This is a genomic window from Streptomyces malaysiensis subsp. samsunensis, assembly GCF_024519315.1.
GTDB classification, from domain to species: Bacteria; Actinomycetota; Actinomycetes; order Streptomycetales; family Streptomycetaceae; genus Streptomyces; species Streptomyces malaysiensis.
This window is the reverse complement of sequence record NZ_JANIIC010000019.1, coordinates 127708-137467: the sequence shown is the minus strand read 5'-3', so window position 1 is coordinate 137467 and position 9760 is coordinate 127708. Positions and strand designations below refer to the sequence as shown.

Annotated in this window: 7 protein-coding genes; 5 read left to right on the top strand and 2 right to left on the bottom strand. The window is 73.2% G+C overall.

Features of this window, described 5'->3' with window-relative positions; genetic code table 11:
- From NQU54_RS18355 to NQU54_RS18335, 5 genes are all read left to right on the top strand, one after another.
- Positions 1-1171 (top strand): MiaB/RimO family radical SAM methylthiotransferase (locus tag NQU54_RS18355; protein WP_257631993.1); only part of this gene is annotated, 1171 nt, incomplete at its 5' end.
- A complete protein-coding gene (gene pgsA, locus NQU54_RS18350) occupies positions 1168-1803 on the top strand; it encodes a CDP-diacylglycerol--glycerol-3-phosphate 3-phosphatidyltransferase (RefSeq protein ID WP_069867904.1) in 636 nt (211 codons plus the stop codon). The genes NQU54_RS18355 and pgsA, both read left to right, overlap by 4 nt.
- Positions 1800-2318 (top strand): CinA family protein, encoded by a 519-nt coding sequence (locus tag NQU54_RS18345; RefSeq protein ID WP_079259193.1) that lies wholly within the window; start codon positions 1800-1802, stop codon positions 2316-2318. The genes pgsA and NQU54_RS18345 overlap by 4 nt, the downstream gene beginning before the upstream one ends.
- Before the next feature lie 109 nt (positions 2319-2427).
- Positions 2428-2814: a helix-turn-helix domain-containing protein gene (locus NQU54_RS18340; RefSeq protein ID WP_069867902.1), complete on the top strand. Its 387-nt coding sequence runs from the start codon at positions 2428-2430 to the stop codon at positions 2812-2814.
- Positions 2815-3021: 207 nt separating this feature from the next.
- On the top strand, positions 3022-3504 hold the full coding sequence (locus NQU54_RS18335; RefSeq protein ID WP_069867901.1) for a Dps family protein: 483 nt from the start codon (positions 3022-3024) through the stop codon (positions 3502-3504).
- Between the two features lie 584 nt (positions 3505-4088).
- On the opposite strand, the gene NQU54_RS18325 is transcribed toward NQU54_RS18335, so the two are convergent.
- Together NQU54_RS18325 and NQU54_RS18320 are read right to left on the bottom strand one after the other, a co-directional pair.
- Complete coding sequence (locus tag NQU54_RS18325) at positions 4089-4901, bottom strand: Fpg/Nei family DNA glycosylase (RefSeq protein WP_257631992.1); 813 nt, start codon at positions 4899-4901, stop codon at positions 4089-4091.
- A 176-nt stretch (positions 4902-5077) separates the two neighbouring features.
- On the bottom strand, positions 5078-9742 hold the full coding sequence (locus NQU54_RS18320) for an ATP-dependent helicase (protein ID WP_257631991.1): 4665 nt from the start codon (positions 9740-9742) through the stop codon (positions 5078-5080).
- Positions 9743-9760: the final 18 nt, after the last annotated feature.

The following is a 9760-nucleotide window of genomic DNA, read 5'->3' as shown; positions in this document are numbered from 1 at the left end:
CGCCGACATCTCCGGCCGCTTGCAGACCATCCTCTCCGGCGGCATCCACGCCTCCCACACCCCGCGCGACCGCCGCAAGCTGCTGCCGATCAGCCCGGCCGAGCGGCAGGACGCCACCTCGGTGGCGCTGCCCGGCCACGCCCAGGACACCGCGCCCGAGGACCTGCCCCAAGGGGTGGCCCCGGCCTCCGGGCCACGGGCCCCGCTGCGCCGCAGACTGGACAGCAGCCCGGTCGCCTCGGTGAAGCTGGCCTCCGGCTGCGACCGGCGGTGCTCGTTCTGCGCCATCCCGTCCTTCCGCGGCTCCTTCATCTCCCGCCGCCCCTCCGATGTGCTGGGCGAGACCCGCTGGCTGGCCGAGCAGGGGGTGAAGGAGGTCATGCTGGTCTCGGAGAACAACACCTCGTACGGCAAGGACCTCGGGGACATCCGGCTGCTGGAGACGCTGCTGCCGGAGCTGGCCGCGGTGGACGGCATCGAGCGGATCCGGGTCAGCTATCTCCAGCCCGCCGAGATGCGCCCCGGGCTGATCGACGTGCTCACCTCGACCGAGAAGGTCGCGCCGTACTTCGACCTGTCCTTCCAGCACTCGGCGCCCGGGGTGCTGCGCGCCATGCGCCGCTTCGGCGACACCGACCGGTTCCTGGAGCTGCTCGAGACGATCAGAGGCAAGGCGCCGCAGGCCGGCGCCCGGTCGAACTTCATCGTCGGCTTCCCCGGTGAGACCGAGGAGGACCTGGCCGAGCTCGAGCGCTTCCTCAGCGAGGCGCGGCTGGACGCGATCGGCGTCTTCGGGTACTCGGACGAGGACGGCACCGAAGCCGCCGGTTACGAGAACAAGGTCGACCCCGAAGTGGTCGCGGAGCGTCTGGAGCGCGTCTCGCGGCTCGCGGAGGAGCTGACCGCCCAGCGGGCCGAGGAGCGGCTCGGCGAGGTCGTCGAGGTGCTGGTGGAGGAGATCGACGAGACCGGGGCGGTGCTCGGCCGCGGCGCCCACCAGGCGCCGGAGACCGATGGCCAGACGCTGCTCGGCACCGACGGGGAGCCGGAGGTGGGCCGTATGGTCGAAGCGAAGGTGATCGCGACGGAGGGAGTGGACCTCGTCGCGGAGCCGCTTGTGCCGCTGGAACGACAGGGCGGCGGCGCGTCCACCGGGGAGGCGGACAGATGACGGGTGTCCCGGCCTCCGCCGCGGGAGGCCACCGCCGCCCGGCGGCCGCCGCGGTCGGGCCCGCCAGTTTGTGGAACATCGCCAATATCCTCACCATGGTGCGGCTGCTCCTGGTGCCCGCGTTTGTGTTGTTGATGCTGCACAATGGCGGGTACGACCCGGTGTGGCGCTCCTTCGCCTGGGCGGCGTTCGCCATCGCGATGATCACCGATCTTTTCGACGGTCATCTGGCCCGCCGTTACAACCTGGTCACCGACTTCGGGAAGATCGCCGATCCGATCGCGGACAAGGCGATTATGGGTGCGGCGCTGATCTGTCTGTCGGCCCTGTCCGACCTCCCCTGGTGGGTGACGGGCGTGATCCTCTTCCGTGAGATCGGGATCACACTGATGCGGTTCTGGGTGATCCGGATCGGGGTCATTCCGGCCAGCCGGGGCGGAAAGCTGAAGACGCTCGCGCAGGGCACCGCCGTCGGGATGTACATCCTGGTGCTGACCGGGCCACTGGCCTCGCTGCGGTTCTGGATGATGGCCGTGGCCGTGATCCTTACGGTGGTCACCGGCCTGGACTACATCCGGCAGGCGATCGTGCTGCGCAGGGCGGGCCGGACGACGGAGGAGACCACGAAGTGAGCGACGGTGGAACGGCGGCCGAGGTGCTGGCGCTGCTGGAGCGGCGCGGACAGACCCTGGCCGTCGCCGAATCGCTCACCGGAGGTCTGGTGGCCGCCGAGCTGACCTCGGTGGACGGCGCCTCCCGCTCCTTCCGCGGCTCGGTGACGGCGTACGCCACCGAGCTCAAGCGCGAGCTGCTGGGTGTGGACGGTGCCCTGCTGGCCGAGCGCGGCGCGGTCGACGCCGAGGTGGCCCGGCAGATGGCCCGGGGGGTACGGCGTGCGCTGGGCGCGGACTGGGGCGTGGCCACCACCGGTGTGGCCGGTCCCACACCGCAGGACGGTCAGCCCGTGGGCACCGTTCATGTGGCCGTCGCGGGGCCCTCGGACGCGATGGCCGCGGCGGCGCTGCGGCTCGAAGGAGACCGTGCCGGAATCCGCGGACAGACCGTCCAGGCCGCAGTCAAGCTGCTGTTCAGCGAATTGATCGCGACCGCAGGGGCAAAGGATACGGAACAACACGGCGGGATTTGATGTTTGCAGCCCTGAGTGAACACGACATCGCTCCCCGCACGGGTACAGCCGGAGGCGGTACGGTGGGGCGTGAAGGATCCGGATCCGAGGTCCGAGGAGGGAGCCAGCGATGATTCTGCTCCGTCGCCTGCTGGGTGACGTGCTGCGCCGGCAGCGCCAGCGCCAGGGCCGTACTCTGCGCGAGGTTTCCTCCTCCGCCCGGGTGTCGCTCGGCTATCTGTCAGAGGTCGAGCGCGGCCAGAAGGAAGCCTCGTCCGAGCTGCTGTCGGCGATCTGCGACGCCCTGGAGGTACGGATGTCGCAGGTCATGCGCGAGGTCAGCGACGAGCTCTCGCTCGCCGAGCTGGCCGAGTCGGCCGCGTCCACCACCGAGAAGGTGCCGGCGCCCATGCGGCCCGTGCTCAACCCCGTTTCCGTGACGTCCGTGACGGGCGTCCCGGAGGAGCGGGTCACCATCAAGCCGCCCAAGGAAGCCGTGGACGTCGTGGCGGCCTGAGAGCCTGCGAAGCCCAGGCCGTGCCTGGGATCCCCACGACATCCCCAGAGCTCTTCGAGGCCCCGGCCGGTAGCGATACCGGGTCGGGGCCTCGATGTTTGTCGGGCCGGAGTTTCTCCGGCCCGAGTTTGTCCGGCCGGATTCGGGTCACCCCGCATGAGGAGAGGCAATCAAGGGGGGCCGAACGGTCGAACAGGAGGAAAGCGAATGTCTGTGGTGAAGAGCCCACTGCCGGAGGAGCACCTCAAGGTCGTCGCCGACGCGCTGCAAGGCGCACTCGTCGACCTGGTCGACCTCCACCTGGTGGGCAAGCAGATCCACTGGACGGTCGTGGGCCCGCGATTCCGCACGATCCATCTGCAACTCGACGAGGTCGTGGCGTCGACCAGGGAGTATGCCGACACGGTGGCGGAGCGGGCCTCGGCGCTCGGGGTGCCGCCGGACGGACGGGCTCAGACGGTCGCCGCGACCAGCGGTGTCCATACGGTCAAGGACGGCTGGACCGAAGACACGCAGGCCATCCGGACGCTCGTGGACGCCCTGGGAGCGGTGATCGGGCGGATGCGCGAACGTATCCGCGCGACCGACGAACCGGACCCGGTGACCCAGGACATTCTCATCGAGCTCACCCGGGACCTGGAGAAGCACCACTGGATGTTCCAGGCGGAGAACGGCGGCAAGCGCGGCTGAGGGCTGAGGGGGCTGAGGGCTGAGAGGGCTGGGGACTGAGGCGGATTCGGGCCCGGGGCGGGCTCGGCCCCGGCGGGCCCGAGGCGGGCTTGAAGGCTCCGGGTGGGCCCGAGGACCGACCCTCGGGGCGCTGACGGGCACTGACGCTTGAGGCGTCGGTTCCGGGCCCGGGGGGAGGCTGCTCTTCGACCGGGGTTCCGGCTCGGCGACCCGCTCTGGGTGCGCCATATGGCCCGGCTGGGCAAACTGGGGGGAACGCGAGTGTCCGACACGCGCCGACGTGCCTCCTGTGCGCCCTCCCGCCGTGTGCGAACAGGCGTCTGGCGTCGCCCGAAGGAGGCAGTCATGGCAGCCGTCGGAGGGGCCGACACCCGGGGCCTCAGGCCGGTCCGGTGGGTGCTCGCGCTCGCTCTGGGCGGTGTCTGGTGGTGGTCGGTGCTGCGGCTGGCGATACAGCCGGGAGAGGCCGGGCCGGTGGAGGGGGCGTTCGCGGTCGGCGGCTGGGGACTGAGCCTGCTGCCGGTGCACTGCGGGCCCTCGCCGAGAAGGGGAGGGCGTCGTCCCCGTCAGGGAGGCCCTCCGCGTCAGGACGGGCCGGGCCCGGGCCCCTGTGGCCCCGCCTGGCAGCTCGGGCACCAGAAGGTCGAGCGCTCCTGACCCGCGCGCCCCTGGTCGGCGGCGCGCACCGGTATACCGCAGCGCAGGCAGGGCCGCCCCGGCCGCCCGTACACCCACAGCCGGCGGTCGCGGCGCGGCTCGGCCGTGGTGACCCGGGCACGCCGGTTCCTGTTGGCCTCCAGGAGCTTCTTCGCGTGGGCCACCAGGCGTTCGGGGGAGGGCACCTCGCCGATCGGCAGCCAGGGCGACACCCGCAGTACGAAGCACAGCTCGGACTTGTAGACATTGCCGATCCCGGCGAGGTTCCGCTGGTCCAGCAGCGCTTCGCCCAGGGGCCTGGCCGGATCGGCGAGCAGCCGGCGCAGCGCCTCGTCCGGATCCCAGTCGGGGCCGAGGAGATCGGGGCCGAGATGGCCGACGATCCGGTCCTCGTCGCCGGTGCGCAGCAGTTCCAGGACGGGGAGGCGGTAGCCGACGGCGGTGTGGGCGGCGGTGGCGAGGATGGCCCGGATCTGGTGGTGCGGGCCGCCACGCCAGCGCTCATCGGGCCCGTACACCTGCCAGGAGCCGTCCATCCGCAGATGGGAGTGGAGGGTCAGGCCGCCCTCGACTCGGGTCAGCAGATGTTTGCCGCGCGGGACGACCTCCAGGACCTGCCGGCCGGTGAGGTCGGCGGTCGCCAGACGGGGGACGCGCAGGTCGCTGCGGATGAGCGGGGCGCCCGCGAGGGCCTGGTGAAGGCGCTGTGCGGTCTGCCAGACGGTGTCTCCTTCGGGCATGGGATCCATGATGCGGGTGGGCGTGGGCATACGGGAACGCCGCGGACCCTCGGGGGCAAGGGCGCCATGCGGAGCGCTTGTCGATCAGGGGCGCTGCGTGATCAGCGTCGGTGTGTGATCGGGGGCGCGGGCGGAACCCGCGTGGGGGTTCAGGGGCGCGGGAATCCGTGTTGGGTTCAGGGGCGCAGGCGCAATCCGCGTGGGGTCGGGTGGAAGCCCGCCGATTCCAGGAGCCTGCCGATCGGGGACGAGAGCGCCTGGGCGCCGTTGACGCGCTCGACGGTGACGGAGCCGAGCGCACCCGCGCGGGCGGACTCGGCCAGCGCCTCCACCGCCGTCCACAGCCGGGTGTCGTCCTCGGGGGAGACGGCCTCGGCCTCGCCCGAGGGCCAGGCGAGCAGGGTCTTGCCGCCCCGCTCCATGTAGAGCGTCAGCTCTCCGTCGACGAGCACCACCATCGCGCCTGCCTTACGGCCCGGCCGGTGGCTCGCGTCCGCGGGCGGATCGGGCCAGGGGAGGGCGGCGCCGTAGGCGTTGGCGGGGTCGGCCGAGGCGAGCACGAACGCGCGCCGGGACTGCCCCCGCTGTCCGTCGAAGGCGGGGGCCGCCGCGCGGTCGCGGGCCGTGCTGACCGCGCGCAGCCGGTCCACCGCGCCGTCCATCGCGAACTGCGCGGCGCCGAGCCCCTCGACCACATAGCCGCGGCGGACCTGGCCGGTCTCCTCGAACGCGGACAGTACCCGGTAGGCGGCGGAGAAGCCGCCCTCGACCCCCTCGGCGGCGACCGCCCCGCGGGTGACCACGCCGTGCCGGTCGAGCAGGGTGCGCGCCAGGGCGTGGGCACGGTGGGTGGGCTCGGACTCGCGCTCCGGCAGCAGGGACCAGCGCCCGGCGACGGTGGGCGGGCCGTTGCGCGAGGCGGTGGGCCGTCCGGTGCGGCCCGTAAGGCCGCCATAGCGGCCCCGGGGGACGGTGCGCTTGGCGCGATGCGCGGTGGCGCCCGCCGTACGGCCCGAGCCGAGCAGGGAGCGCAGCGGGACGAGGGTGTCACCGGTGGCCAGGCCCGCCCAGACCAGGTCCCACAGGGCCTCGGCGAGCTGGGGGTCCTGGAACTCGTGCCCGGCGGCGCGGGCCTGTCCGGCGATCTGGCGGAAGAACAGCCCGTACCCCCCGGCCAATGCGTCGAGGACGGCCTGGTGGAGGGGGCTCGCCTCGAGGGGGTGCGGGGTGTGCAGCAGCAGCGGAGCGGTGTCGGCCAGGTGCAGAGTGACCCACCCGTCCTTCCCCGGCAGCGCTCCCGCACCGGCCCAGACGACCTCCCCGGAGGCGGTGAGCTCGTCGAGCATCGTGGGGGTGTAGTCGCTCACCCGGGACGGCAGGACCAGCTTCTCCAGGGCGGAGGCGGGGACGGGCGCGCCTTGGAGCTGCTCGATCGCGCGCACCAGACCGTCGATACCGCGCAGGCTGTGGGTGCCCAGATGCTGCCACTGCGGGAGGAAGGCGGCGAGTGCCGAGGGCGGTACGGGCTCCACCTCATGGCGGAGCGCGGCCAGGGAGCGGCGTCGCAGCCGGCGCAGCACGGCGGCGTCGCACCACTCCTGGCCCATCCCCGAGGGGTGGAACTCGCCCTGGACGACGCGGCCGCTCGCGGCGAGCCGGTGCAGGGCGCCCTCCGTGACGGCCGCGCCGAGGCCGAAGCGGGCGGCGGCCCGCGCCGAGGTGAACGGGCCGTGGGTGCGGGCATAGCGGGACAGCAGATCGCCGAGCGGGTCCTTGACCGGTTCGGTGAACGCCTCGGGGACGCCGACCGGCAGCGCCGTGCCGAGCGCGTCCCGCAGCCGCCCCGCGTCCTCCACCGCGGCCCAGTGGTCCTCGCCCGCGATCCGGACCCGGATGGTGCGTCGGCTGCCGGCCAGATCCTCGGCCCATCCGGGCTCGGCGCCGCGCTCGGCCAGCTCGGCTTCGGTGAGCGGGCCGAGCAGCCGCAGGACGTCGGCGACGCCCTCGGCGTCCTTGACCCGGCGGTCCTCGGTGAGCCACTGGAGCTCGTGCTCCAGCTCGGCCAGGACGTCGGCGTCGAGCAGCTCGCGCAGCTCGGCCTGGCCCAGGAGCTCGGCCAGCAGCCGCGAGTCGAGGGAGAGGGCGGCGGCGCGGCGCTCGGCGAGCGGGGAGTCGCCCTCGTAGAGGAACTGCGCCACATAGCCGAAGAGCAGCGAGCGGGCGAAGGGGGACGGCTCGGGGGTGGTGACCTCCACCAGCCGGACCCGGCGGGCCTCGATGTCGCCCATCAGCTCGGTGAGGCCGGGGACGTCGAAGACGTCCTGGAGACACTCGCGGACGGCCTCGAGGACGATCGGGAAGGAACCGAAATCGCTGGCCACCTGGAGGAGTTGCGCGGCGCGCTGGCGCTGCTGCCACAGCGGGGTGCGCTTGCCGGGGTCGCGGCGGGGCAGCAGCAGGGCGCGGGCGGCGCATTCGCGGAACCGGGAGGCGAACAGCGCCGAGCCGCCGACCTGGTCGGTGACGATCTGGTCGATCTCACCCTTGTCGAAGGCGACATCGGCCGCGCCCACCGGGGACTGCTCGGTGTCGTACTCCGCGCCCTGGCGCATCGGGTCCGTGTCGAGGAGGTCGAGGCCCATCAGATCGGCGTCCGGCAGCCGCAGCACGATGCCGTCGTCGGCGTGCATGACCTGGGCGTCGATGCCGTACCGCTCGGAGAGACGGGCGCCCAGGGCGAGCGCCCAGGGGGCGTGGACCTGCGCGCCGAAGGGGGAGTGGACCACCACGCGCCAGTCGCCCAGCTCGTCGCGGAACCGCTCCACCACGATCGTGCGGTCGTCCGGCACATGCCCGCAGGCACGGCGCTGCTCGTCCAGGTATCCGATGACGTTCTCGGCGGCCCAGGCGTCCAGACCGGCGGCCAGCAGCCGCAGCCGGGCGTCCTCGGGCGCCAGCGCGCCGACCTCGCGCAGGAACGCGCCCAGGGCGCGGCCCAGCTCCAGGGGGCGGCCGAGCTGGTCGCCCTTCCAGAAGGGCAGCCGGCCGGGGACGCCGGGGGCGGGGGAGACCAGGACCCGGTCGCGGGTGATGTCCTCGATCCGCCAAGAGGTGGTGCCCAGGGTGAACACATCGCCCACCCGCGACTCGTACACCATCTCCTCGTCGAGCTCGCCCACCCTCCCGCCGCCCTTCTTGGGGTCGGCGCCGGCCAGGAAGACGCCGAAGAGCCCGCGGTCGGGGATGGTGCCACCGGAGGTCACCGCGAGCCGCTGCGCCCCCGGGCGGCCCGTGACCGTATGGGCGACGCGGTCCCACACCAGGCGCGGCCGCAGCTCCGCGAAGGCGTCGGAGGGGTAGCGGCCCGCGAGCATGTCGAGGACCGAGGTGTACGCCGACTCCGGGAGCGAGGCGAACGGCGCGGCCCGGCGGATCAGGGCCAGGAGCTCGTCCACGTCCCAGGTGTCCATGGCGGTCATGGCGATCAGCTGCTGGGCGAGCACGTCCAGCGGGTTGGCGGGCACCCGCAGCGATTCGATGGCGCCCTCGCGCATCCGCTCGGTGACCACCGCGGCCTGCACCAGATCGCCGCGGTACTTGGGGAAGACGACGCCGGTGGAGACCGCGCCCACCTGGTGGCCGGCCCGGCCCACCCGCTGAAGACCGGAGGCCACCGAGGGCGGTGACTCGACCTGGACGACCAAGTCGACCGCGCCCATGTCGATGCCGAGCTCGAGGCTGGAGGTGGCGACGACGGCGGGCAGCCGGCCGGCCTTGAGGTCCTCCTCGACCAGCGCGCGCTGCTCCTTGGACACCGAGCCGTGGTGCGCGCGGGCCAGCAGCGGGGGCGCGCCCCGGGCCGCACCGGCCTCGGCCATCAGCTCGGCGGGGGAGTGGTCCTCGGGCAGGGCCTCACCGGTGGCCCGCTCGTAGGCGATCTCGTTCAACCGGTTGCACAGCCGCTCGGCCAGCCGGCGGGAGTTGGCGAAGACGATGGTGGAGCGATGGGCCTGGACGAGATCGGTGATCCGCTCCTCCACATGGGGCCAGATCGACGGCCGCTCGCCCGTCTCGCCCTCCTGGACCGGGGAGCCGCCCAGCTCGCCCAGATCCTCCACGGGCACGACCACCGACAGGTCGAACTCCTTGCCCGACGGCGGCTGGACGATCTCCACCTTGCGCCGCGGCGACAGGAACCGCGCCACCTCCTCCACCGGCCGCACGGTCGCGGACAGGCCGATGCGCCGGGCGGGGCGCCCGAGCAGCTCGTCGAGGCGCTCCAGGGACAGCGCGAGATGGGCGCCCCGCTTCGTCCCGGCGACGGCGTGGACCTCGTCGAGGATCACGGTCTCCACCCCGCGCAGCGCCTCCCGGGTGGCGGAGGTGAGCATCAGGAACAGCGACTCGGGGGTGGTGATGAGGATGTCCGGCGGGCGGGTGGCCAGGGAGCGGCGCTCGGCGGCCGGGGTGTCGCCCGAGCGGGTGCCCACCCGGAGCTCCGGCTCGGGCAGGCCCAGCCGCACCGCCTCCTGGCGGATACCGGTCAGCGGGCTGCGGAGATTGCGCTCGACGTCCACCGCCAGGGCCTTCAGTGGGGAGACGTACAGCACCCGGCAGCGCTTCTTCGCCTCGGCGGGCGGCGGCTCACCGGCCAGCTTGTCCAGGGCCGCCAGGAAGGCGGCCAGAGTCTTGCCCGAGCCGGTGGGGGCGACGACCAGGACGTCCGACCCCGCACCGATCGCCCGCCACGCCCCCTCCTGCGCGGGCGTGGGCGCGGTGAAAGCCCCCGTGAACCACCCGCGGGTGGCCGGGGAGAAACCGTCGAGCGCCGAGCCTGCCATGCCCTCCATCGTGCACCG